At 64.6% G+C, this 25,727-nt stretch carries 19 protein-coding genes; 16 read left to right on the top strand and 3 right to left on the bottom strand.

Features of this window, described 5'->3' with window-relative positions; all coding sequences use genetic code 11:
• Positions 1-11: 11 nt before the first annotated feature.
• From C7R54_RS02100 to flgA, 3 genes are all read right to left on the bottom strand, one after another.
• Positions 12-482 (bottom strand): flagella synthesis protein FlgN, encoded by a 471-nt coding sequence (locus C7R54_RS02100; RefSeq protein ID WP_129148532.1) that lies wholly within the window; start codon positions 480-482, stop codon positions 12-14.
• A gap of 59 nt (positions 483-541) precedes the next feature.
• Positions 542-835, bottom strand: a complete 294-nt coding sequence (flgM, locus tag C7R54_RS02095) for a flagellar biosynthesis anti-sigma factor FlgM (RefSeq protein WP_129148531.1) — start codon at positions 833-835, stop codon at positions 542-544.
• A gap of 128 nt (positions 836-963) precedes the next feature.
• Complete coding sequence (flgA, locus tag C7R54_RS02090; protein ID WP_129148530.1) at positions 964-1,686, bottom strand: flagellar basal body P-ring formation chaperone FlgA; 723 nt, start codon at positions 1,684-1,686, stop codon at positions 964-966.
• A 228-nt stretch (positions 1,687-1,914) separates the two neighbouring features.
• Between flgA and flgB the strand changes: the two genes are divergently transcribed.
• The 16 genes from flgB (at position 1,915) to C7R54_RS02010 (ending at position 25,689) form a co-directional block, all read left to right on the top strand.
• A complete protein-coding gene (gene flgB / locus C7R54_RS02085) occupies positions 1,915-2,322 on the top strand; it encodes a flagellar basal body rod protein FlgB (RefSeq protein WP_129148529.1) in 408 nt (135 codons plus the stop codon).
• Positions 2,323-2,381: 59 nt separating this feature from the next.
• Complete coding sequence (gene flgC / locus C7R54_RS02080) at positions 2,382-2,798, top strand: flagellar basal body rod protein FlgC (protein ID WP_129148528.1); 417 nt, start codon at positions 2,382-2,384, stop codon at positions 2,796-2,798.
• Between the two features lie 38 nt (positions 2,799-2,836).
• The gene (locus C7R54_RS02075; protein WP_129148527.1) at positions 2,837-3,529 is read left to right on the top strand and encodes a flagellar hook capping FlgD N-terminal domain-containing protein; all 693 of its coding nucleotides are present in this window, start codon (positions 2,837-2,839) and stop codon (positions 3,527-3,529) included.
• 88 nt (positions 3,530-3,617) lie between these two features.
• Complete coding sequence (gene flgE, locus C7R54_RS02070) at positions 3,618-4,865, top strand: flagellar hook protein FlgE (RefSeq protein ID WP_129148526.1); 1,248 nt, start codon at positions 3,618-3,620, stop codon at positions 4,863-4,865.
• A gap of 131 nt (positions 4,866-4,996) precedes the next feature.
• Entirely contained in the window at positions 4,997-5,758 is a 762-nt protein-coding gene (locus C7R54_RS02065; protein WP_129148525.1) for a flagellar basal body rod protein FlgF, read from the top strand.
• Between the two features lie 111 nt (positions 5,759-5,869).
• The gene (gene flgG, locus C7R54_RS02060) at positions 5,870-6,655 is read left to right on the top strand and encodes a flagellar basal-body rod protein FlgG (RefSeq protein WP_129148524.1); all 786 of its coding nucleotides are present in this window, start codon (positions 5,870-5,872) and stop codon (positions 6,653-6,655) included.
• Between the two features lie 20 nt (positions 6,656-6,675).
• Positions 6,676-7,359 carry a flagellar basal body L-ring protein FlgH gene (locus C7R54_RS02055; protein WP_129149402.1) on the top strand — a complete coding sequence of 228 codons (684 nt, stop codon included), beginning with the start codon at positions 6,676-6,678 and terminating at the stop codon, positions 7,357-7,359.
• 1 nt (position 7,360) lies between these two features.
• On the top strand, positions 7,361-8,491 hold the full coding sequence (locus tag C7R54_RS02050) for a flagellar basal body P-ring protein FlgI (protein ID WP_129148523.1): 1,131 nt from the start codon (positions 7,361-7,363) through the stop codon (positions 8,489-8,491).
• A gap of 2 nt (positions 8,492-8,493) precedes the next feature.
• Positions 8,494-9,537 (top strand): flagellar assembly peptidoglycan hydrolase FlgJ, encoded by a 1,044-nt coding sequence (gene flgJ / locus C7R54_RS02045; RefSeq protein ID WP_129148522.1) that lies wholly within the window; start codon positions 8,494-8,496, stop codon positions 9,535-9,537.
• A 191-nt stretch (positions 9,538-9,728) separates the two neighbouring features.
• The gene (gene flgK, locus C7R54_RS02040; RefSeq protein ID WP_129148521.1) at positions 9,729-11,384 is read left to right on the top strand and encodes a flagellar hook-associated protein FlgK; all 1,656 of its coding nucleotides are present in this window, start codon (positions 9,729-9,731) and stop codon (positions 11,382-11,384) included.
• Between the two features lie 43 nt (positions 11,385-11,427).
• Positions 11,428-12,672, top strand: a complete 1,245-nt coding sequence (gene flgL / locus C7R54_RS02035) for a flagellar hook-associated protein FlgL (RefSeq protein ID WP_338026107.1) — start codon at positions 11,428-11,430, stop codon at positions 12,670-12,672.
• A 63-nt stretch (positions 12,673-12,735) separates the two neighbouring features.
• Positions 12,736-14,676 carry a methyl-accepting chemotaxis protein gene (locus C7R54_RS02030; protein ID WP_129148520.1) on the top strand — a complete coding sequence of 647 codons (1,941 nt, stop codon included), beginning with the start codon at positions 12,736-12,738 and terminating at the stop codon, positions 14,674-14,676.
• Between the two features lie 13 nt (positions 14,677-14,689).
• Positions 14,690-15,217: a hypothetical protein gene (locus C7R54_RS02025; RefSeq protein WP_129148519.1), complete on the top strand. Its 528-nt coding sequence runs from the start codon at positions 14,690-14,692 to the stop codon at positions 15,215-15,217.
• 82 nt (positions 15,218-15,299) lie between these two features.
• Entirely contained in the window at positions 15,300-17,042 is a 1,743-nt protein-coding gene (locus C7R54_RS02020; RefSeq protein WP_129148518.1) for a methyl-accepting chemotaxis protein, read from the top strand.
• Between the two features lie 426 nt (positions 17,043-17,468).
• Positions 17,469-20,594: a Tc toxin subunit A gene (locus C7R54_RS02015; protein WP_158021127.1), complete on the top strand. Its 3,126-nt coding sequence runs from the start codon at positions 17,469-17,471 to the stop codon at positions 20,592-20,594.
• A gap of 55 nt (positions 20,595-20,649) precedes the next feature.
• Entirely contained in the window at positions 20,650-25,689 is a 5,040-nt protein-coding gene (locus C7R54_RS02010; protein WP_129148516.1) for a Tc toxin subunit A-related protein, read from the top strand.
• The last annotated feature ends 38 nt before the right edge of the window (positions 25,690-25,727 follow it).

Raw genomic sequence — 25,727 nt, 5'->3', positions numbered from 1 at the left:
GCAATGCGCAGTCAGCGCGCGACGTAGGCCTTGCGCAGGGCGCCGGCGGCGCCGGAGCGGCCTTGCGAGGTGTAGAGATTGCTGGCCGCGCCGACACTGCGCAGGGTTTCCAGCGCGTCCTCGGTATGGCGCAGGTGCATGTCGATCAGCGAGCCGTTGCGTTCGTTGATGGCGGCGGCCTTGGTCGAGTGCGCCAGCAGCGCCTGCCAGGCCTCGGCCAGTTCAGGGTGGCGGGCGACGGCGGCTTCGGTGCCTTCGTGCGCGGCGGGCAGGCCCAGGTCGGCCAGCAGCGTATCGCGACGATGGCTCAAGCCCCCCAGCCGGGCGGCGTATTCATTCTTGCGGTCGGTGATGGCTTGCAGCGTCTCGAAGGACTGGCGGCCGCTCAGGGCGGTGCATTCTTCCTCCAGCAGGGAGGTAAATTCGACGATGACCGCGTCTTCCTCGCGCAGACAGTCCAGTAATTGCGCCACATAGTCCATACCGGGGCTCCGACTCGCTCTAGAGTGTTAGAGGGTTGTCACGGGGTTGCTTCAGGGGGTTACTTCACGAGTTCACGGGCGCTGGCGATGATGCCGTCCGCGATCTTGCCGGCGTCGATCTTCAGTTGCCCCGAAGCGATCGCCGCCTTGATTTCCGCCACGCGGGCGGTATCGATATCCGATTTTCCGTCCTGCAGGTCGGACAGGGCGCGCGAAGTGTCGCTCAGTTCGACCTGGGACGACCCGCCGCTGCCGCCGCCGACGGCGCCGCCATAGGCCTGGGCCAGCGTGCTGCGCTGGGAGACTGAGTCGGCGCCCAGGGTGGGGCGGGTGGTGGGAGCGTTGATTTTCACGTTGTTTCTCCGTGCTGCGGCTGCGATCCGCGGGTACGGGTCCAGGCTGTCGATGTCCTTGTAACGGCAAGCCCCGCCCAAACTTTAGGGGGCGTGGCCGGGCGTGTACGCGATTGTTGTAACACGATTCAAAGCGGGACTTCGACGCTCCCGGTCCGCTGCACGATGCCGCTGACGATCTGGCCGGAGGGCGTGCGCACCTGGACGGTGGAGCCCGGGGCGGCGCTTTCCATGGCCACGCCTTCGCTGCTGACGGTGAAGCCGCGGCCATGCGCGTTGATGCGGACCGTCTGGCCGCGCTGGATCGTGCCGATACTGCGCAGGGATGTCAATTTGATGGGCTGGCCGCTGGCGATGCGATAGCTGGCGGTCATGCCGACGATGGATTGCGCGTCCGTGACGGCGCCGGGCGGCAGGTTCACCAGGTCGCCGTCGCGCGGCGCCATGGCGTCCGGGGTGATCGGTTCGCCGGCGTTGATGGTGCGGGCGGCCACGACATACTGGCCCGGCACGCTGATGGACGCCTGCACGTAGATGCTCCACGGCTTGGGCGCGGCGCAGCGCACGCCCACGCTCATGCGCGAGCGCGGGCGGGCGCCGGCCGACATGAAGGCGGCGAGATCGTCGCAGGCCTGCAGCCTGTCCGTGTGGATTTCGTCGAACTTGATGGTCGGATTGGGGGAAATGCTGGCAAGTTGCTGCCGCAAGTAGTCATCCGCCACGCTCAGGACGGCCGCCGGATCCTGCGGCTGGACGGCGGTCGCGGCTTGCTGGGCGGACACGGCCAGGGGCAGGGCGGTCGACGCGGCAAGGACGAGACGGATCACAAAGCGAGAGAAAAAGCGCGACATGGGACAGGCCCGGTATTTCAACGTAGGGGAATTGTAGGAAGGGGAGGCCCAAACCAATACCCGAATTAGCTGAGAAATCCGGGGTTATTTGCGTAATTGTTCGCAAGGTTGCGAACCTATGATTCTGGTCATCCCAGAAAAGCGGGCAATGCGCTCGCCGTGTGCTGGGACGGCGCCGCCGGGCTACCGCTCGCCGCCGTAGCGGACTTTATAGGAAACGGCCACCAGATGGATCGTCTAAGCCAGGAACTGTCGTTCTTCCAGCAATCGATCGCCTTGCGGGCGAATCGCCAGGAAGTGCTGTCGGCCAATATTGCCAACGCCGACACGCCCAACTACAAGGCGCGCGATTTCGATTTCGCCACGGCCATGCAGAACGCGATGGACACCCGCATGCGGCTGCCCGACACCAGCCTGGCGCTGACCTCGCCGCGCCATATCCCCGCGCAGGCGTCCAGCCAGGCCGGCCCCACCGATCTGCTCTACCGCAACCCCTACCAGGCGAGCCTGGACGGCAATACGGTGGACATGAACGTGGAGCGCGTGCAGTTCGCCGACAACGCGTTGCATTACCAGAGCAGCATGTCCGTGCTGAACCAGCAGATCAAGGACATGATGCGCGCGGTTAGCGAATAACCGTCAGCGAATAAACGTCAGCAGAAAAGCGTCAGCCAAGATAAACCCAGGGAACAGACATGCCACTCCTGAGCATCTTCGATATCGCCGGTTCCGCCATGAGCGCCCAATCGCAGCGCATGAACGTGGCCGCCAGCAACCTGGCCAATGCCGACAGCGCCGTCGGGCCCGACGGCCAGCCGTACCGCGCCCGCCAGGTCGTGTTCCAGGTGAGCCCGCCCGCCGGCCAGGCCTATGGTCAGGAAATCGGCGGCGTCCAGGTGGCCGGCGTGGTCCAGGACCAGTCGCCGTTCAAGCGTCTCTACGATCCTCGCAATCCCCTGGCGGACCGCGATGGCTACGTCAACATGCCCAACGTCGATCCCGTGGCCGAGACCGTCAACATGATCTCGGCGTCGCGCTCCTACCAGGCCAACGTCGAGGTGTTGAACACCGCCAAGACGTTGATGCAGAAAACCTTGACCATCGGGCAATAAGCGCGGGTGTCCCCGCGCAATTCCAACCGGAATCGTTCATGACCACGACCACCTCGACTACCTCGACTTCGAGCGCCAATTCGGTCGGCTCGTCGGCCAGCAGCACCGCCAGCAGCGCGGCCGACATCCAGAACCAGTTCCTGACGCTGCTGGTTACCCAGCTCAACAACCAGGATCCGCTGAACCCGATGGACAACTCGCAGCTGACCTCGCAGCTCGCGCAGATCTCCACGGTGCAGGGCATTACCGACCTGAAGACCCTGGTGTCCACCATCAGCGGCCAGGTCGACGTATCGCAATCGATGTCGGCGGTTTCCATGATCGGCAAGAAGGTGCTGGTGCCCGGCACGGCGCTGAAGATAGACACCGACGCCACCGGCGGCCGCGTGACCACGCCTATCGGCATCGACCTGCAGGCCGATGCCGCCGATGTGAAGATGACCATCAGCGATTCGACCGGCCGCGTGGTGCGCACGATGGACCTGGGTGCCCAGAAGACCGGCATCCTGTCCCCGACGTGGGACGGCAAGGACGATTCGGGCAATTCCATGGCCGACGGCCAGTACACCATCGCCGTCACCGCCACCGACAGCAATGGCGCGGCGGTGACTGCCGATGCGCTGTCCTCCGGCACGGTGCAGAACGTGGCGTACACCACCAGCGGTGTGCGCCTGGACCTGGGCCTGCTCGGCCAGTTCAGCGTGCTGGATATCCGCGAAGTTCTAGGTTGATGTTTTGAGCGTCCGCCTCCGCGCGCCGCGCGGCTTGTGGTGGTTCACCAGACGGTTCACTAAATTTTTTGAATAGCGAGAGATACACATGGGCTTCGGACAAGGACTTAGCGGCCTGAACGCCGCCGCGCAGAACCTGGACGTCATCGGCAACAACATCGCCAACTCGGGTACCGTGGGCTTCAAGGCTTCCAGCGTCCAGTTCGCGGACGTCTACGCCTCGTCGCGCGTCGGCCTGGGCGTGAAGGTCTCCACCGTGCAGCAGCGCTTCACCGTGGGCACGATCTCGTCGGGCGGCCAATACGACATGGCCATCGACGGCGCCAACGGCTTCTTCCGTACGGTCGATGGCAGCGGCAATATCCTCTATACCCGCAACGGCCAGTTCTCCATCGACAAGAACCTGAACATCGTCAATGCGCAGGGGCAGTACCTGACCGGCTACGGCACGGGCGGCATCGGCACCGCGCCGATCACGCTGTCGCTGCCGCAGGCCAACATCGCCCCGCAGGCCACCGACTCGGCCGGCTTCGTCGCCAACCTGAACGCCAACGCCACCGTCATCGACAGCACCGCGACGCCGTTCGATCCGACCAACGCCGACACCTATACCGATACGCAGCCGATGACGGTGTACGACTCGCTGGGCAACTCGCACCAGCTGACGCAGTACTTCGTCAAGCAGGCGTCCGACACCACGACCGGCGAGAGCGTCTACGACGTGTACTACACGCTGGACGGCGCCGCCATGGCGCCGACGACCGCGACCGGCACGCCGACGGTCTGGGGCGGCGCCACGCAGCTGAAGTTCGACAGCGCCGGCCGCCTGACCACCACCCCCGCTACCCAGCTCGTGACCCTGGCCAACCCCGGCGGCGCGTCTTCGCCCGCGGCGGACCTGAACATCAACATCAACTACACCGGCACCACCCAGTACGGCAGCGACTTCACGTCCAGCAAGACCCCCAACGGCTATACCTCGGGCGAGTTCACCTCGATCTCCTTCGGCACCGACGGGTCCATCATCGCCAGCTATTCGAACGGCGAAACGCAGAACGTGGGTACGGTCGTGCTGGCCAACTTCAACAACGTACAGGGCCTGCAACCGGTGGGCGACAACGCCTGGAAGGAATCGGCCGACTCGGGCGCCGCCCAGCTGGGCCAGCCCGGCACCAACGGCCTGGCCCTGATCCGCGGCCAGTCGGTGGAAGAGTCCAACGTCGATCTCAGCTCGGAACTGGTCAACATGATCGTCGCGCAACGCACTTACCAGGCCAATACGCAGACCATCAAGACCCAGAGCGACGTGCTGCAGAACCTGTTGCAGATCTCGTAATCGCGGTACCCGCGGCGCCGTTCGCGGCGCCGACCCCGGGACGCGCGATGTCCGCGCCCCGGGCAACCCGGCAAGCCCTTATTCATTGAATCACCCCCGGGACGCAAACCCGACACGGAACCGAACCAGGCATGGATCGCATCATCTACACCGCCATGAACGGCGCCGCTCGCATCACCGAGCAGCAGAGCGTTCTGACGAACAACATGGCCAACGTCAACACGGTGGGCTTTCGCGCGCAGATGTCCATGTACCGCTCGGTGCCGGTCAATGACGGGACCAGCCTGCCGACCCGCGTGGCGACGGTGGCGGCGACGCCGCGCAGCGACTTCCAGATGGGCGCGCTGCAATCCACGGGCAACCCCCTGGACGTGGCCATCACCGAAGGCGGCTGGTTGGCCGTGCAGACTCCGCAGGGCGAGGCCTACACCCGCGCCGGCGATCTGCAGGTGGGCGTCAACGGACAGTTGCAGACCTCGCAGGGCGTTCCGGTGCTGTCGCAGCAGAACGGCGTGATCGACGTGCCCGCCATGGCCGCGCTGACCATAGGCGCGGACGGCACGGTGACCGCCATCGGCGCCGGCGATCCGCCCAACACGATCCTTAACCTGGGCCAGCTCAAGCTGGTCAAGCCGGACCAGAACACGCTGGTGCACGGCGACGACGGCGTGTTCCGCCGCGTTGCCGCCAACGGCCAGCCGGCGCCTCCCATGCCGGCCGACCCGACGGTGCGCGTCACGTCGGGCGTGCTGGAAGGCAGCAATGCCAATGCGGCAACCTCGATGGTCGGCATGATCGAGAACTCGCGCCGCTTCGAAATGCAAATGCAGGTGGTCAAGGACGCGGACACCAACGAAGAACGCGCCAACGGCATCCTGTCTGTGACCTCGTAAGGCCGCCCTGAACGTACGCTCTGATACCGACGCTTTGAAATCGACGCGTTAAAACCGAATTACCTGCCGGACGCCTTCCCCTCCCGCCCGGCAACCCAGGAGTCTAAAACCATGCTTCGTTCGCTCTGGATCGCCAAGACGGGTCTCGAAGGTCAGCAAACCCAGCTGGACGTTATCTCGAACAACCTGGCCAACGTCAACACCACGGGCTACAAGCGCAGCCGCGCCGTGTTCCAGGACTTGATGTACCAGACGGTGCGCCAGCCCGGCGCCCAGGTCGGCGACGCCAACCAGCTGCCTTCCGGCCTGCAACTGGGCACCGGTACGCGCGTGGCGGCGACCGAGCGCCTGCATACCCAGGGTGGCATGACCAGCACCGGCCAGGACCTGGACGTCGCCATCCAGGGCGCCGGCTTCCTGCAGATCCAGTTGCCGGACGGTACCGACGCCTATACCCGCGACGGCTCCCTGCAACGCGACCAGAACGGCCAGCTGACCACCGCCGAGGGTTATGTGGTGCAGCCGCCGATCAACATCCCCAACAACGCGTTGACGGTGACCATAGGCACGGACGGCACGGTGTCGGTGACCCAGCCCGCCGCGCCTGGCGTGAACGTCCAGGTGGGCCAATTGCAACTGGCCAACTTCATCAATCCCAACGGCCTGCAAAGCATAGGCGAGAACCTCTACCTGGAAACCGATTCGTCCGGCCCGCCGAACATCGGCAATCCGGGCGTGGACGGCCTGGGCACGATGCAGCAGAAGTACCTGGAAACCTCCAACGTCAACGTGGCCGAGGAACTGGTCAACATGATCACCACGCAACGTGCCTACGAAATGAACTCGAAGGCCGTGCAGACCGCCGACCAGATGCTGCAACGCCTGACGCAGCTTTGATACGACGTCCTCACCTGAACATGCGTCCCATGCGTTTCGTCTTTTCCGCCTTGCTGGTGTCGTGGCTGGCCGGCTGCTCCCTGGTGCCGCCGGAGCCGGTGGTGCTGGGCTCGACCACGGCCGCGCCGCCGCCGCCGGCCCCGATTTCCCCGACACCGGACGGCGCCATCTACCAGCCGACCGCCTATGGCAACTATCCGCTGTTCGAGGATCGCCGCCCGCGCAATGTCGGCGATATCGTGACGGTGGTGCTGGAGGAAAAGACGGCCGCCGCCAAGAACGTGGCGACCAATACCGATCGCAGTTCGTCGACCGACAACTCGATCACCGCGTCACCGGGGTTCATGAGCAGCTGGTTCAACGCCAACCTGGATACCGCCACCAAGGGCGCCAACCAGACCAAGGGCGCGGGCGACAGCAGCGCGAACAATACCTTCACCGGTACGCTGACGACCACCGTGGTGGGCGTGCTGCCCAATGGCAACCTGCAGGTCGCCGGCGAGAAGCAGATCGCCATCAACCGCGGCAGCGAGTACATCCGTTTTTCCGGCGTGGTCGATCCGCGCGCGATCACCGGCACCAATACCGTCTCGTCGACGCGGGTGGCCGATGCGCGCATCGAATACCGCAGCAAGGGCGTGATGGATGAAGTGCAGACCATGGGTTGGCTGCAGCGCTTTTTCCTGATTGCATCACCGTTCTGATATGAAGCTCTCCACCGCCTTTCCCGCCCTGGCTTCCCTGCTGTTGCGCGCCTGCGTGGCCGGCGCCATGCTGGCCGGCGTCGCCCATGCGGAACGCCTGAAGGACCTGTCGTCCATCCAGGGGGTCCGCGGCAACCAGCTGATCGGCTACGGCCTGGTGGTGGGCCTGGATGGCACGGGCGACCAGGTGCGCCAGACGCCGTTCACCCAGCAGAGCTTGACCAATATGCTGTCGCAGCTGGGCGTGACGGTGCCGTCCAATACCAATATGCAGCTGAAGAACGTGGCGGCCGTGATGGTCACCATGACGCTGCCGGCCTTTGCCCGCCCCGGCCAGACGGCCGATGTGGTGGTGTCCGCCATGGGCAATGCCAAGAGCCTGCGCGGCGGCACGCTGCTGATGACCCCGATGAAGGGCGCTGACGGCCAGGTCTACGCCATCGCCCAGGGCAACCTGGTGGTGGGTGGCGCCGGCGCATCGGCGGGCGGCTCCAGCGTGGCCATCAACCAGTTGAACGGCGGGCGCATCAGCGCCGGCGCCATTGTGGAGCGCGCCGTCCCGACCACGTTCGCGCGCGACGGCAACATCTTCCTGGAAATGAACGAGCTGGATTTCGGCACGACGCAGAATGTGTCGGCGGCGCTGAACCAGCGCTTCGGTCCCGGCACCGCATCGGTGGTGGACGGCCGCGTCATCCGCCTGCAAGGCCCGCTGGACCCGGCGGGGCAGGCCGCCTTCCTGTCGCAGGTCGAAAACCTGCAGGTGACGCGCGCCCCGGCCGCGGCCAAGGTCATCATCAACGCCCGTACCGGATCCGTGGTCATGAACCGCACGGTGATGATAGAGGAAGCCGCGGTGGCCCACGGCAACCTGTCGGTGGTGGTCAACCAGACCAACGCGGTGTCGCAACCGAATACGCCTTTCGGCGGCGGCCAGACCGTGGTGGTGCCGAATACCCAGATCGACGTGCGCCAGGAAAACGGTTCGCTGCAGCGGGTGCGCACCAGCGCCAACCTGGCTGACGTGGTGCGCGCGCTGAACGCGCTGGGCGCCACGCCCCAGGACCTGCTTGCCATCCTGCAGGCGATGCAGACGGCGGGCGCCCTGCGCGCCGAGCTGGAGATCATCTGATCATGGCCATCCAATCCGGCACCGGCGCGCTGGATTCGGCGCAGTCCTCGATATTCGACTTCGGCTCCCTGGGCGCGCTCAAGCGCGACGTCAGCGCGAATCCGAACAGCGCGGACAAGCAGGCCGAGGTGGCCAAGCAGTTCGAGGCGGTCTATATACAGATGATGCTCAAGCGCATGCGCGAGGCCACGATGAAGAGCGGCCTGTTCGACTCGGAGCAGTCGCGCATGATGCAATCGATGTCCGACGAACAGCTGGCCCTGCAACTGGCCACGCCCGGCATCGGCCTGGCGCAGTCGCTGCTGCGCCAGATGCGCGCCCAGAACGGCGATCCCCAACCGCCCGCCGGCACCGTGGTCGACGATGCCGCGCAGGCCAACGCGGCGGATCCCGCCCAGGGCGAGATGGCGATGAACATGCGCTACATCGCGCCGCCGCGTGCCGGTACGAACATGTCGCCGGAACTGGCGGCACTGTTGCGCGTGCTGGATCGCAATCGTCCGGCGGACCGCGCCCTGGCGGCGGCCGAAGGCGCGCCGGAGCACGTGGTGCAGTTTGTCTCGCAGATGGCGTCCGCCGCCAAGGCGGCCGAGCGCATGAGCGGCGTGCCGGCACGCCTGATCCTGGGCCAGGCGGCGCTGGAGTCGGGCTGGGGCAAGCGCGAAATCCGCTACGAGGACGGCCGCACCAGCTACAACCTGTTCGGCATCAAGGCCAACGAGGGATGGAAGGGCAAGGTCGTCAATGTGATGACCACGGAGTTCGAGGACGGCGTGCCCAGGAAGATGATGCAGCCGTTCCGCGCCTATAACTCCTATGCCGAGTCCTTCGCCGACTATGCCCGCCTGATCGGCGGCAGCCCGCGCTACGAGGCGGTGGCCCAGGCCCGCGACGAAGTGGACGCGGCCCGCCGCATCCAGGCGGCCGGCTACGCCACCGACCCGCGCTACGCGGAGAAGCTGATCGGGATCATGGGCCAGTTCAGGGGCGGGCGCGCGGGCGCGTCCGCCGCCGCGAGATTGGGCCCCGACGGGGGAGGGATCTGATGATGCCTGCCAACCCCTGGGAAGGATCGGGAACTATTCCGGCCCCATTTTCGATTCCCATGCAGACCGAGTGCCGGTTTAGCCGGCGCCGGGAAGAAATCAATAGTTAGATAGCGCTAAATTTTTGCGGATCGTTGCCGTTAAACGGGTATCCCGAGAACTCGCACGGTTATTAGCAGAGGCACCTAGACATGAGTTTGTTCAGCCTTGGCCTGAGTGGCCTGAATGCGGCGCAGGCCGGCTTGACGGTCACCGGCCACAACATCGATAACTCGGGGACGGATGGCTATAACCGTCAAAAGGTGATGACGTCGACCGCCGGCGCGACCGCGACGGGCAGTGGCTACTATGGCCGCGGCGTGATGGTCGACACCGTGCAGCGCCAGTACAGCGGTTTCCTGTACAACCAATTGGTGCAAGCCCAAAGCACCGGCGCCGCGACGTCCAGCCTGCTGACGCAGCTCACGCAGGTCGACAACATGCTGGGTGACAACACCACCGGCATCTCGCCCGCGCTGAACTCCTTCTTCACGTCGCTGAACGCGGTCGCCAGCTCGCCCGCCGACGCCGCCACGCGCCAGGACCTGATCGGCAAGGCCCAGAGCCTGGTGAGCCAGATCAATTCCGCCTATGCGGACCTGCAAACCCAGCGCACGGGCCTGAACACGCAGATCACGTCCTCGGTGGACCAGGTCAACAGCTACCTGAGCCAGATCAACAACCTGAACCAGCAGATCGTCGCCGCCGTCAGCAACGGCGCCGGCAACGCGCCCAACGACCTGATGGACCAGCGCGACTCGCTGGTGCAGCAGCTGGGCCAGGTGGTCGGCATCCGCACGTCGACGGCCACGAACGGTTATTCGGTCGATATCGCGCTGTCCAGCGGCCAATCCCTGCTGTCCGGCACTACGGTGTACCAGCTCAAGGCGGTGGCGTCGGCGGCGGATCCGTCGCGCACCGTCGTCGCCTATACCGTGCCGTCCGGCCCGGGCGGCGCCACGACCACCGTGGAAATGAAGGACAGCGCCATCACCCAGGGCAGCCTGGGCGGGCTGTTGCAGTTTCGTTCGCAATCGCTGGACACGCTGCAGAACAAGCTGGGCCAGATGGCTGTCGGCCTGGCAACGTCGTTCAACGCGCTGCAAGCGGCGGGCGTGGACCTGAACAACAATCCCGGCGAGGACTTTTTCTCGCTCGGCACGCCCAAGGCCCTGGCCAACGCCAAGAATACCGGCAGCGCCACGATGACGGCCGATTACACGGACGCCAGCGCCCTGACGGCCAACGACTACACGATCGCCTATAGCGGCGGCAACTATACGGTCACCCGTTCGGATGGCGTCCAGGTGTACACCGGCGACGGCACCACGCCGCCGATGGAATTCGACGGCCTGAGCATGAACCTCAGCGGCACGCCTGCCGATGGCGACAAGTGGACGCTCAGCCCCACGCGCGACGCGGCTGGCCAGCTGGGCGTGGCGATCACCGACCCCAGCAAGATCGCCGCCTCCGACACCACGAATCCCGGCTCGGCCAACGGCAACAATGCCTTGCTCATGGCGCAATTGCAGACCAGCAAGACGCTGGCCGGCGGCACCCTGAGCGTGACCGAGGCCTTCTCGCAGATCGTCAACTCCGTGGGCCAGCAGACCGCGGCCGCCAAGGCCAACGACACGGCCCAGCAATCCGTGATCTCGCAGCGCCAGACCGACCAGCAGTCGGTGTCGGGGGTCAACCTGAACGAAGAGTATGTCAGCCTGAGCATGTTCCAACAGCAATACCAGGCCGCCGCCAAGATCATCGACGTCGCCAACACGGTCTTCCAAGCCCTGCTGGGCATCCAGTAAGCCCGTATCGAACGCGCCAGCCCAGAACACCAGGAGCCATAGCATGCCCGTGCGCCTCAGCACTTCGATGATTTACCAGAGTGGCCTGAACGGCATTCTGAATACCCAATCCTCCTTGCTGTCCCTGCAACAGCAGGTCAGTAGCGGCCGTCGCATCGTCACCGCTTCGGACGATCCGCTGGCGGCCGGGCAGTCGATCAACGCCAGCCAGAACCTGTCGATGACCGGCAACTACGCCAGCAACCGCAATGTGGCGAACACGTCGCTGGGCAACGAAGGCAACGCCCTCAGCGCCATCGTCAACAACATCACCGCCGCGATGGAAAAAGTGGTGCAGGCGGGCAACGGCACCTTGTCCGATACCGACCGCCAGACGCTGGCCACCGTGTTGACCAACTCGCGCGATGCCCTGTTCGCGCTCGCCAACAGCACCGACGGCAGCGGCCAGTACCTGTTCTCCGGCTACCAGAGCGGTTCGGCCGCCTACGTGAAGGATCCGACCACCGGCGCCATCACCTACGCTGGCGATACCGGCCAGCGCATCGTACAGGTGGACCAGGCACGCCAGATGGCGACGTCGGATATCGGCTCGGACATCTTCAACCGCTCCAACCCGGGCAACACGGCCTATATCGCCTCGGCGAGCTCGACCAATACGGGCGCGGCGACCTTCCTCGCGCCGAACGTGCAGACCGGCGGGGCCAACATCGGCTCGACGTTCAAGATCGATTTCGCGATCGACGCGACCACGGGCGACACCACCTACACGATCACGACGACCGATTCGTCCGGCACGTCGACCACGTCGACGCCCGTGGCCTATACGCCGGGCGACACGATAGACATGGGCGGCGTGACGATGACCTTGTCCGGCGCCCCCGCCGACGGCGACAGTTTCACCGTGGAACCTTCGCAAAGCGCGAACATGGACGTGTTCGCGACCATGGACCAGCTGATCACGGCCTTGACCGCGCCGTCGCAGGGCGATGCCGCCGCGTCGGCCTCGTTGCGCAACACCCTGACCACGGCGGCGCGCAAGCTGGCGATCAACCTGGACAACGTGTCGACCGTGCAAGCGTCGGTGGGCGCGCGCCAGAACGAGCTGGACGCCCTGGACAGTACCGGCAGCCAGCGCAAATTGACCGATACCAAGGTGCTGTCCGACCTGACCGACCTCGATTATTACTCCGCAGTCTCCGCACTGACGCTGCGCCAGGTGGCGCTGCAGGCATCGATGGCCGCCTTTTCGTCGATCCAGGGCGTCAGCCTCTTCAGCATGAACAAGTAAAGCGTTACGCCGCAGTCCCGGCCCTCCGTCCGGACGCGGTTCTTGGCGATAAAGAAAGACAGAATGCTCTCGAATATGAAAATCCGGACCAGCATCGTATTGGTCCTGGCCGCGTACATGATAGCCATGCTGACGTCCAACGGCTTCGGCTGGGTCGGATTGCGGTCGATAAACACCAAGGGCGACGAGCTCAATATGGTGTACACCGACCAGGTGACGCAGCTGTATAGCACCTACGTCAGCGTCTTGCGCCAGCGGCTGATCCTGGCGACTTCGTACCAGTTCCTGAAGGACGGCAATGGCGACCAGGCGGTGGCCAATGTCGACCGGGCCAAGAGCTACCAGGCCAAGGCTGCCAAGAGCTTCGATGTCTTTTCGAAGTCACCCAAGATGGAAGGCACCGATGCCATGGTGTCGGCCGTCGATGCCGCCTATCGGAAGATCAGCGGCGTGATGGACGCACAGGCTGCCGCCTTGCGCGGCAAGGATGGCGACGCCTTTGCCAAGACCAATGACCAGGCGCGGGCGGCCAACGACGACGTGGACCGTTCCTTCCAGGCCTTCTTCGACGCCATGGACAAGGCTACCGACCAGCTCATGGACAGCGGTCACAACGACTTTGCCCGTTCGCAGGTCGTGACGGTGATCATGGTCGTCCTGGCCCTGGTGCTGACGGTTGCCTGCTGGCTGTTCATCAGCCGCATGCTGCTGCGTCCGCTGCGCGAGGCCGGCGATCACTTCGACCGCATCGCGACGGGCGACTTCACGCAACGGGTGGACGTGCGCACGACCAACGAAATCGGCGTGTTGTACAGCGCGATCAAGCGCATGCAGGAAAGCCTGACCCGGACGGTCGCGACGGTGCGCCGGGGGGTCGAGGAAATCAATGTCGGCGCGCGTGAGATTTCCGCGGGCAATACGGACCTGTCCAGCCGCACGGAACAGCAAGCGGCCTCGCTGGAAGAGACGGCGGCGTCGATGGAGCAACTGGCCTCGACGGTGAAGCAGAATGCGGACAACGCGCGCCAGGCCAACCAGCTGGCGGCCAGCGCGTCGGACGTGGCCGAGCGCGGCGGTTCGGCGGTGAACGAAGTGGTCAGCACGATGCAGGGCATTTCGGCGAGCTCGCGCAAGATTTCGGAGATCGTCAGCGTGATCGACGGCATCGCCTTCCAGACCAATATCCTGGCGCTGAACGCGGCGGTGGAAGCGGCGCGGGCGGGCGAGCAGGGCAAGGGTTTCGCGGTGGTGGCGGGCGAGGTGCGTTCGCTGGCGCAGCGCAGCGCCCAGGCGGCCAAGGAAATCAAGGGTCTGATCGAGGATTCGGTGACCAAGGTGGGCGCCGGTTCCCAACAGGTCGAACGCGCCGGCGCGACCATGCAGGAGATCGTGGCGTCGGTCAAGCGCGTGACGGACATCATGGGCGAGATCTCGGCGGCGTCCGAAGAGCAGTCCAGCGGCATTGACCAGGTCAACCGGGCGGTCTCGCAGATGGACGAAGTGACGCAGCAGAACGCGGCCCTGGTGGAAGAAGCGGCCGCCGCGGCGGGCTCCCTGCAGGAACAGGCGCAGCGCCTGGCCGAGGCCGTGGCCGTCTTCAAGATCAACGAAGGCCAGGTGATTGAAGTAGCGGCCCAGCGCCTGGCGGCGCCCGCCGCGCCGCGCATGGCCGCGCCCTCGGCGCCGGCGAGGCCCGCGCCCTCCGCGTCGGATACCGCGGCTTCCGCGACTCCGGCTGCGGATGTTCCCCGCCTGGACAGCCCGGCTCCCGCCAGGGCAGCGGCGCCCGTGCGACGCGCCACGGCTGGCGCTGCTGCTGCCGGCACGGCGGCCGGCGCCGCCCCCCGGGCTGCGACGGCCAAGCCCGCGGCCCGGGTGACGCGCAGCGCGCCCACGGCGGCGCCCGTCGCGGCGACGGCGACGGCGACGGCAACGGCAACGGCCGCGCGCAAGCCGGTGGCGGCAACGGCCAGCGTCAGCGATGACGACTGGGAATCCTTCTAGGAACACGTACGCCATGGCCGCCACCCGACTCCTCCGCATCATGCGCGCCCTGGCCTGCGCGGGAACGGTCGCCGGCGCCATGGCGCTGGCCGGATGTTCCTTCACGACCGGACGCTATTACACCGACGAGCGCGTTGCCTCGCTGGTGCCGGGCCAGTCGACCATGATGGAGGCGACGCGTGCCTTCAATGCGCCGCCTACCCAGCAATATCCGCAGAGCGATGGCACCACGCTGGCCCGTTGGGACTACAAGTTCTCGCTGGTGCCCGACGCCATCTATGCCCGGAAATCCACCGTGTTGCAGTTCGGCGCCGATGGGCGCCTGATCCGGTTGGTGGACTCCGACAACGTCATTCTGCCCGGCGATAGCCGGCAGAAGCTGCTGGGTGTGTACGTGCCGGCCGATCCGCCGCCGGCGGACGTGCCGGTTCCCGCAGCGCAGGCACCGGCGGAAGAGCCCGCTTCGATGCCGATAGTCATCCCGGGGAACGGACCCGTCACCACGCCGGTGTCCGATGGGAAAGCCGCGACGCCGCATTAAGGGCGTTATCGCGGCCGCGCCCGCCGCGTAATGGCGGGGCGCGGCCTTTACCAGCATTACAGGATAGTTTCGGAGAAGCCACATGGAGACCATCACCGAGTCAGGCCGCAAGTCCAAGGCCACCAGGAAGAAGACGCGCGCGCCCAAGGTGAAGCGCAAATTCGCGTTCCGCGACGTGCGCGTAGGCTCCATGCTGATGATGGTGTTGGCCATATTCGCCTTGCTGATCGCGGCGGTGGGTGGCATGGCGGCTTTCTTCCTCAACCAGAACTATCACGCCGTGCTGGAACTGGGCCAACTGACGGATCGCGTGTCCCAGGTGCAGGTGATCAACGGCAATATGCTGCGTGCGCGCGTCGCCCTGCTGATGTCGGCGCGCAGCCTGCAGGATGCGGCCGTCGAGGGCGCCAGCCAGTCGGCGGTCGACAACGCGAAGCGCGATGCGGCCGATACGCTGAAGCAGGCCAACGACATGCTGGCCAAGGTGCGCAACAACTTCGCCGATTTCCAGAAGAACATGCTGGAAGACGACACCGGCCGCCAGTTGTCGATGAACCTGGTGCGCCGCTACCGCTCGTATATCGACGACGGCATCGACACCATGGTGGAAGCGCTGCGCAGCCAGGACTACAGCACGTTCTACATGGTCAACACGGAATATGGCGTGCCGCGCAGCGCGTCCTTCATCGACGCCATCGACGAGTTCACCAAGTACATCGACGGCCAGCAGGACGAGACCAACAAGCAGGCCAAGCACAGCCTGGACCTGGCGTTGATCGCCGTGGGGGCTGCCGTGCTCGTGGCCATCCTGCTGACGATCGTGTCGCGCGTGGTGTTCGGACGCGTCGTGGTGCGCCCGTTGGTCGATGCCGGACAGCACTTCGAGAAGATCGCGGCGGGCGACCTGACGCAGCGCGTCGATGTCCGCTCGCATAACGAAATCGGCCAGCTTTACGCCGCCCTCAAGCGCATGCAGGAGAGCCTGACGCGCACGGTATCGTCGGTGCGCCGGGGCGTGGAAGAGATCAACGTGGGTTCGCGCGAGATTTCGGCCGGCAATACGGACCTGTCCAGCCGCACCGAGCAGCAGGCGGCTTCGCTGGAAGAGACGGCGGCGTCGATGGAGGAGCTGGCTTCGACGGTGAAGCAGAATGCGGACAACGCGCGCCAGGCCAACCAGCTGGCGGCCAGCGCGTCGGACGTGGCCGAGCGCGGCGGCGTGGTGGTGAACGAGGTGGTCGGCACGATGCAGGGCATTTCGGCCAGCTCGCGCAAGATTTCGGAGATCGTCAGCGTGATCGACGGCATCGCCTTCCAGACCAACATCCTGGCGCTGAACGCGGCGGTGGAAGCGGCGCGGGCGGGCGAGCAGGGCAAGGGCTTCGCGGTGGTGGCGGGCGAGGTGCGTTCGCTGGCGCAGCGCAGCGCCCAGGCGGCCAAGGAAATCAAGGGCCTGATCGAGGATTCGGTGACCAAGGTGGGCGCCGGTTCGCAGCAGGTCGAGCGCGCGGGCGCCACGATGCAGGAAATCGTCACATCGGTGAAGCGCGTGACGGACATCATGGGCGAGATCTCGGCGGCGTCCGAAGAGCAGTCCAGCGGCATCGACCAGGTCAACCGGGCGGTATCGCAGATGGACGAAGTGACGCAGCAGAACGCGGCGCTGGTGGAAGAGGCGGCCGCCGCGGCGGGCTCCCTGCAGGAACAGGCGCAGCGCCTGGCCGAGGCCGTGGCCATCTTCAAGCTCAACGAGGGCCAGGTCATCGAAGTTCCGGCCCAGCAGCTGGGCGGCACCGGCTACGCGACGCCCCTGGTGGCGCAGTGACATAGACACGAGTTCACGCCGAATTCAGTATTTGAACAACAAGGTGGTAACGGCGGACCTTCGCGGGTCCGTCAACGCCGCGAAACAGGGCACAACGACAGCCGCCTCCGCCGCGCGTCAACGTGTCCTTCCCTGAAGCCCCGTCCCGAGGACGGGGCTTTTTCTTTTCGAGGAGCGTTCCCTCCCGTAGCCCACTGCGTGCCTACGCGGTGGGGCGGACGCCGTTCCCGGGTGGCAGCCGGCGTCACTGTGATGAAACAGTGCAGCTTTCCAAAACAAATATGCATGGACCGCCAAGTGGCGATGACGACCGCGCATTAGCATCGCTCCGGTGCGTGAGTGGGGCGGCGGTGACTACGCGACGAGGCGCGCGGGAGTCCACCCGCGTGATGACAATCCGGAAGCGGGGTGTGCATGATGGCGGGAATGACGGGTGCGATTCGTGCCGTGGAGCGGCATTGCGGTCTGGATGAGGGAACGCTGGAAGCCCTGGGCCTGGCCTCGGTACAAGCCATAGTTTCGCACGATGAGGCGGGTTTCCTGCGCGACTACGCCGCACGCGTGGGATCGGCGGAAAAGGCGAAATGCGTCTACCGCCTGGCGCTGTCGGCGCAGGAGCGGCTGCTTCGCCTCTACAAGGCGGCCAACTACAACCTTGCGGGCTTGCTCACCGAGGCGGGAAACAACTATCCGTACACTGACCAGCCTGTCGGCAACCGGCCGAATTGGGCGATGCAGTTTCCCATGCTCAATCCCTTCGCCGAGCCGGGCGATATTTCGAACTCGAATTCTCCGGCGGCTTACCTGGCGAACCTGTATTGGGTTGCCACGCGCACGGAGACGATGTCCAGCGACAATCTCCAGGACCGGGTCTTGCTGGCCCAGCGCCGTCCCGATCTCGCCGACCTGGCGATAGACGATAGGTCGGTCAACCAGATCGTCAGCAAGCTATCGCTGGTGAGCGAGGCGTTGCAGGCCTACCTCTCGACGACCAAAGGCGAATTGCTGGAAGGGTATACGAATGGCGCGTCCACAGCGCTGGACAACGACGCGCTGCTGACGCGCGTGTACTACCCGGGACCGACCCTGCCTTATCACAAACCGTACGACCAGATCGTCACCGCCCTGGCCGCGCGCAAGGTCACCCTTGGAGATATTGTGCTTGCCGCGGATCCGGCAATGCCCGCCAGCATCATTTCCACCAGCGCGCCCAGGACCAGCACGGTCAACGCGCTACTTGCTTCCAACGGGCTGTCGCCGGATCGTGGATTGCTGGTCTCCCAGCAGGTGGACGTATCCGGCTGGGATTGGTTTGCGCAGCAGAATTGGTATCAAACCAATTATGGCCTGGACGCGCCCACGGACGGCGCGGATCCGCAGCAGGACCTGCGCAATGTGGCGACGCTGGCGGATCAGACCGGCCAGGCGCCCGGGGATGTGAGAAGGATGCTTTGCGTCAACGGCAACGGCGTCAAGGGAAGCACGGTCACGCTGACTCCCAATGTCGATGCCGACGTCACGGGACTGGTCGCGGACCCCGCCCATTATGGCGCGACGTTTATCAGCGGCGCTCAACAGGTATTCCTGGTGACGACGCCATCGACGCTCACGTTGGCCGATTCGAAGACCGTCTCCGTCGGCGATGCGCTGGGGACCAGTAGCGGGGGTGTGCCCGACGACGGACACTTCTTTCGTTTCAACCGCATGTTTCGCCTGCGCAAGTGGACCGGTCTGCCCGCGGAGGAGCTCGACACGTTCCTGAAAGCGGCCATGGCCGCGGACAGCACCCACGCAGGCGTGATCGACCGGAACACGCTCCGCATGCTGGGTTTTCATGGAATGTGGTCGCGGGCCTATGGCTTGAGTGGCGAGGACGCGGCAGCCATCCTCGCGTCGGTGTCGCCATACGCGGTGGAAGACGGGGTATCGCACTTCGACCGCATCTTCAACGCCGCCCCCGGCCAGGCGCCGATATGCATAGGAAGCGCCAAGAGCACGTTCAACTATGCCGATGGCAGCGACGGCGGCATCGTGGGCAAGCTCTGCGCGGCGTTGAAAATCACCGAGGCGGACTTCCAGCTGGTGGCGGCAAGCGTGTCGGCGAAGCAGAAGCTGGCCGGCGGCGTGCTCAACCGCACGCTGCCTGTCCTGTCCGCGCTCTTCCGGTGGACCCGCGTGGCGTCTTGCCTCAGGGTCTCGGTGGGAGACCTGTTCCTGTTGCTTGCGCGCCTGCCTGATGGGTCGCTTTTGAAAGACGCGCTATCGAGCGACGTCGGCTCCATCAGCGACATCGGCGCCGATGGGAAGATCGTGACGACACATCGGGATGTGCTGGATGCGCTGCTCGCGCTGGCCGAGCTGGTGTCCTTCATACGCTTGCAAGGATTGACGCCGGCGGGTTTCGGGAACCTTGTGCCGGCGTCGCTCACGGATGGCTTTCCCGTGCCGGCGGCGACGGCCGCGCATCTGGCGGTGTTGAAGAACGTGGCCCAATTGCTGCCCAACGCGCTGTTCGAGTTGAGCGCCATCGAAACGCTGGGGCTGCCTCCGCAAGACGATTCCGCAACGCCGGTCGCCATCGACTGGGTGCAGATCGTCAAGGACAGCAAGGTGGTCCAGTTGGACGACCTCGCCGATACCGCTGGCTTGATAGGCGTGGAGACGCCCGCGGCGCGTCAGGCCGCCATTGCGAAAGCGCTGAGGGACAGTACGCTGACCCTCGACAGCACCGCGGAAGGCGATTTGAAGTACCAGTCCCTGCTGGACAACTTCACCGCCGCGCAACACCGCCAGTACGGCGTGAGCGATGGCGTGCTGAGCGAGGCGCTGGGGCTGGATATGGCTACTGCGCACAACATGCTGCTCGCGTTCGGCGGCAACGCCAGCTACGGTTTCCTGCATGCGTGCCAGGGGATATTGGAGATGGCGCCGGAGCCGACGGCCGCCGATCTGGGGCCGTTGATGCCCATCTTGAATCAATACGCGCATCATGCCTTGCTGGTGAAGCATTATGCGCTGACGCCAGCCGGCCTGGCGGGGCTCGCCAACGCGCCTTGGTTCGGGCTGGCGGCGACTAAAAGCGGCGCGCCCACCTGGTGGATGCATTCCTTGCCGTGCCTCTATGCGCTCAACGGCTACCTCCTGTGGTGCCAGCGCGTGGGGAATGAAGATGATGTGCTGCAGTACCTGCAGGACTACAACGTGGACACGCCCGAAACGGACAAGGCCAGCGCCGAATTGGCGCGGCAACTGAATCTGGATGCATCGACGATGCAGGCATACGCCGATTGGGTCACGCAGGCGGCCAAGGGGGTCAAGGGCACTTTGCAGGACACCACGCAGATGGGCCGCGTGCTCGCCCTCATGGGGCTGGGGGATCAAACGGGGCTGAAGCTGAGCCAGATCCTATCCCTGGCCGCGCTCAATTTCGTCCAGGCACCGGCCGATCCCGCCAAGGCGGTGGATAGCGATTTCGTCACCTGGCAAACCGCGGCCGCGGGTCTTATGGCGACACTGGATTACGTGCCGCCCAACGCGGGCGACGCGGCGTGATCCCCGTCCTGTGCAAAGAGCGGTAATGGCGATCGACCAGTCAAGGAGTCCGCCCATGTCAGTGAACATCGATCAAGTCCTCGGGGAATTGGCTGAGCGCGGCAGGGATGCCCTGGCATCCGTCTATCGCGGCCGCGCCCTGGATCTGCTATCCGTCAAGGTCACGGACGGCGTGGTCAACCGGCTCCCGCCGGATATGGCCAACCAGCTGATGCTGATGGATCTGGACGTGGGGTGGCAGCCCAGCACCACGCGCGTCGCACAAGCCATCGCGTCGTTGCAGCAATATATCTCCGCCATCCTGGCGGGCGTCGAGCCGGGCTATGCGGGCGTGAGCTGGACGACCAGCGACACGCTGCTGCCCGAGCTCACCTACTGGCAGGACTACATGGGGCAGTACGATACCTGGGCGGCCCAGGCCATGCTGCAGGTCTATCCCGAAAACTATCTGGTGCCCACCTTGCGCAAGGATCGCACCGACCAGTTCGACGGCCTGGTGACGAACATCAACCAGGGCCAGGTCAATGACGAGACCACCTTGAACGCCATACAGCTGTATTTGAACGGGTTCGAGGATGTCGCCAATTTGTCGGTGATCAGCGGCTACCTGGACGGCGATCTGGTCGATCTGGGAAAGATGCTGTTTGTCGGACGGGACGGCAGGGATCCTCGCAGCTACTACTGGCGGCAATGTGATTACAAGTTTTGCGATGATGATGGCTATCCGGCGCCGAATGCCTGGACGCCCTGGCGGAAGATAGATGTTCCGTTGGACGACGACGCCGTCATGGGCCGCCCACGCATCATGCGGTTCAACCAGCGGATCTTCCTGCTGTGGTTCGAAAGGACGGTGACCTGGGACCAGTCCAGCACCGCGACTGTCACCATCACGGCATTTTGCGCCTACGAGAAATTCGACGGCAGCTGGAGTTCGCCGCAAACGCTGACCGTGTGCGGCAAAAGCGGGGGATCGACGGACACCGGTTCCTTGTTTTGGTACAACAGCAGCACTCCGGAAGCAATGCCTCCGTGTTCGACGGCGGCTTTTGAGTATTTCGAAAATGGAGGCGGCGCCTGCCTGTATTCGACGCTGTACGTCAATTACAAATCGACAGGCACTGATGCCATTGCCGCCCCCCCTGTACATGGACGGCTGGTGTGCCGCATCGATCCCTGGATGAAGGACATCCAGGCGACTACGCCTCAAGTGGATACCGAAACGTCGGCTGTCACCAGTGCGCTGGTGACGCCGATCCTGGACTCATTCGCGAAATTCAATGGCGGCGACACGAGCCCCAATATCGTCGAGAAGGATAGCAAGCCTGTCTCTGTCGGGACGCTGCTGGCGGGAGACCTGACGTGCCAGGACAGGGTGCAGGTCGCCATATCGGTGGACGTCACCCCGGAAACCTCGCGCGCGCTCATGTTCGACCGGACCGACGTGCCGCTGCCGGACAGCGAAACCTTGCGGTTGAACAAACCCTTGCCGCTCATGGATGCGAAGACCGTGGGCGTCAAGAACGTCAAGGCTGGCTACCTGGAAAACACCGTGGTCCTGGACGCGAAGAACGATCAGGCCTTCCTGAAATTCAGGCCGGGCGTGCGCGCGGTTGCCAAATCGTCGAACGTGGTCGCCTATTATTTTTCCGATCAGTACATCGAAGGGTATTACTACATAGACCTGGATTCGTGGGATGGGGAAGCATATATACGGGGCAAGAGCAGCGACCCCGCCTATATGCTGACGCCGCTGCCGTACAGGGGCAGCCCGCCGTTCGAGAGCACGCGGTTTCCGGCGTTCTATTGCAACGGGCAGACGGCCGATGGGGGAAAGTTCTATTACGCGAAGTTCAATTATCGGTCGGCGTTCCCGGTGGACGGGCCCAATGAGATCCATTTCAAGTTCGGTCCGTTCTTGAATACAGAGGGTCATATCGCGAACGTTCCGCCGCGCAATCTGCGGGATGACGGCAAGACGTTCGACTACTCCAATTTTTCATTTTGGGTGGATGTGCAGGGCGGCGGCTACAAGCAGTTCGCGACACCAAATTACAATAATGGCAATAACCCGATAGGGAACACCTTGCCCCAGGGGCCGTTTGATCTCAAGGCCCAGGTGGCGGATGAGGGGCAATACTATATAAGGCTCTACACGTCCACGACGGGCGGATGGGAGGGCGTGGACAAGCTGACCAAGCTGGCGGAAGCCGGGCCGTACACCGCGCTGGCCTCGGCGGACACCGTGCAGTTCACGCAGACGAAACTCAACCTGGCAAACCGGCTCGATCCTCAATACCTTTACACGAGCGTCGAATTCGTTGCCGGCGACATCGAGGGCGAGACAACCCACCGTTATTCATTGCGGCGCGCCTTCTGGACGGCGTATCACGGCTGGCCGCTGAACGAGATGACGGTTCCCGTCATCGACCATACGGTCGCGACGGATGGCGACCCCGCCGAGGGCGAAGCGCAACTACTGAATCTGCTGGATACCAGGCGCCTCGTCAAAAAATCGGGCCAGGATCTCGCCGAGGCGACCGAAGCCGCCTCGGGCATCGCATCGGGCCGCGTGCTGGACGCCGATGAAGGCGCCACTTATCCGAATGTCCGCCTGAACACGCTCTTTACGTCGACATTGATCCACGACGCCAACCTGGGCCTGCCGGAGTTGTACAACTGGAAGGCGCAGCACACCCCGGAGCCGAACGTCGATACGGCCAGCGGCGCGCCGCAGCCGATGGACTTTCACGGCTCCAACAGCTTGTATTTCTGGGAGCTGTTCTATCACACGCCCGCGTTGACGGCCTATACCCTGCGCAGCCAATCCCAGTTCAGGGAGGCCTTGCGTTGGCAGAGCCGCATCTTCGACCCGCGGGCGCAGGCGCAGGCGGTGGAAGATGACGACGACAGCGATTCGGCGCCCAATTACTGGAAAGTGGTACCCATCGCGCCCGGCTCGGCGTCGTCCGTCACGCCTTTTTTCAAGACCCCCGCGCTGTTCACCGATCCCTATGCCGTCAGCTATCTCGATCCCGTGCATTTCCGCGCGGCGGCGTACATGGACTATATCTCGCTGCTGCTGGATATCGGCGACCAGTACTACCGCGCCATGACGCCGGACAGCCTGAACCAGGCCATGCAGTACTACACCTATGCGCATGCCGTGCTGGGTGAGCGGCCATATGCCAGAACATCGGAACACTGGGCAGCGCCGCAAAAGCTCTCGGTCTTCGGCGCGGGTGCGCCACCCATCTCGGCCGGCTACGTCGAGCCCATCGAGGCATTCGAGAACAAGGTGGCCGCCGCGGAAACCTGGTCCCTGTCGCCTCACGTAGGCGGCCTGGCACAGCTGGGCCACAATTTCTCCAAGCTGTTCCATCCGCCCGTGAACCGGAAGCTGTACGGCTTGTGGGATCTTATCGACAGCCGGCGCTACAACCTGCGGCATAACCTGGATATCAACGGCAATCCCATCGATATCGGGCCCTACGCAACGCCGCTCGAGCCCGAGCTGCTGTTACGCCGGGACGCGCGCAGCGGCACTTTGGGAGGGAGCGTGGCAGGCGTGCCGCGTATCTATCCTCCCTATCGGTACAGCGTGCTTTCGAGCCTGGCACAGAAGGCGATCGGCGTGTTGTGCGGCTTCGGCCAGCAATTGCTGGGCTATCGCGGCGCGATCGATGGCCGCCAGCAGGAAATGCTGCAGCAGACGCAATTGATCGATCTTTGGTCCTTCACCAAGACCGCGAACCAGCAAGCCATCGATATCGCGCAGGGCACCCTGGCGTCGCTGCAAGTGAGCCTGGCCTCGGCCAGCGAGCGTCAGGACTATTACCAGGCGCTGGTGGATGTCGGGCTGTCCGATGGCGAGTTGTCCGCAATGTCCCTGGCGCAGGAGGCGCAAACGCTGTCCTTGGCTTCCACGGGCTTGAATATATCGGCCGGGGCGCTGGATGCCGCGCCGAACGTCTTCGGTCTTGCCAATGGCGGCATGCACTGGGGTGCGCCGTTGCGTGGCCTGGCTACGGCCACCAGTATCCAGGGCCAGATCTCGTCGTTCCGAGGGTCGCAGACGGCGACGATGGCGTCCTATCAGCGCCGCCAACAGGAGTGGGAGCAGGCGCTGGACCAGTGCAAGCGCGACGTGAAGAATCTGCGGCTGCAGATCGAGACCCAGACGATCCAGATCGCGGCGGCGCGCAATGCCAGGGCGCAGTCCGAATCCCAGCACGCGCAGATGCTGGAGATGCTGGCGTTCCTGAACCGGCGCTACACCAACGAAGCGCTTTACCAGTGGCTGGCGGGACAGATGAGTGCGTTGTACTACCAGGCCTACGACGCCACCATGGGCTTGTGTCTGCTGGCGCAGAAGTGCTGGCAGTATGAGCTGGGGGATTTCACGACCCAATACATCAACGCCGGCGTCTGGAACAGCCAGCATCAGGGCATGCTGGCAGGCGAGACACTGCAGGTCGCCATGACGCAGATGGAGGCGGCATGGTATGCCAGCCGGAATACGCGCAACCTGGAGATCACCCGCACCTTTTCCGTCAAGAAGCAGATGGGCGACAGTGCCTGGAAAACGTCGGTCGGGACGGGGGTCTTCGACTTCTCCTTCTCGGAGAACGATTTCTACGGCGACTATCCCAGCCACTACATGCGGCGCATCCTGAACATGACCGTCACCTTGCCGGCGGCAATCGGACCACTGCAGAATGTGCGCGCGATGCTGGCGCAAAGCGGCAGCGCCTTCGTTTGCGCGGCGGACGCGGACGCCATGTCGAACCTGCTCAAGGCATCGGCGTATGCGGGCTCGCCCAATGTCGTCCGCAACCTGAATGCCAGCCAGCATGTCGCGCTGTCCACCGGCATGGACGACAGTGGGCTGTTCACCTTGAGTTTCGGCGACGAGCGCTACCTGCCTTTCGAGGGCACGGGGGCGGCCTCGCACTGGAAATTGACTTTTCCCAATCCGGCTTCCGACGAACAGGCTGCCGTTCTGGGAAGCCTGGACGACGTCATCGTGACGGTGCGCTACACCGCGCGCGACGGGGGGCCGACGTTCGAAAGCGAAGTCGCCAACAAGATGAAGTAGCGGGCGTCATCGGCATGCGGGGTGGCCGGGGGGCTGTC

It is taken from the genome of Achromobacter aloeverae (genome assembly GCF_004121055.1).
Lineage (GTDB): Bacteria > Pseudomonadota > Gammaproteobacteria > Burkholderiales > Burkholderiaceae_B > Bordetella_C > Bordetella_C aloeverae.
This window is presented reverse-complemented; position numbering and strand designations above follow the sequence as displayed.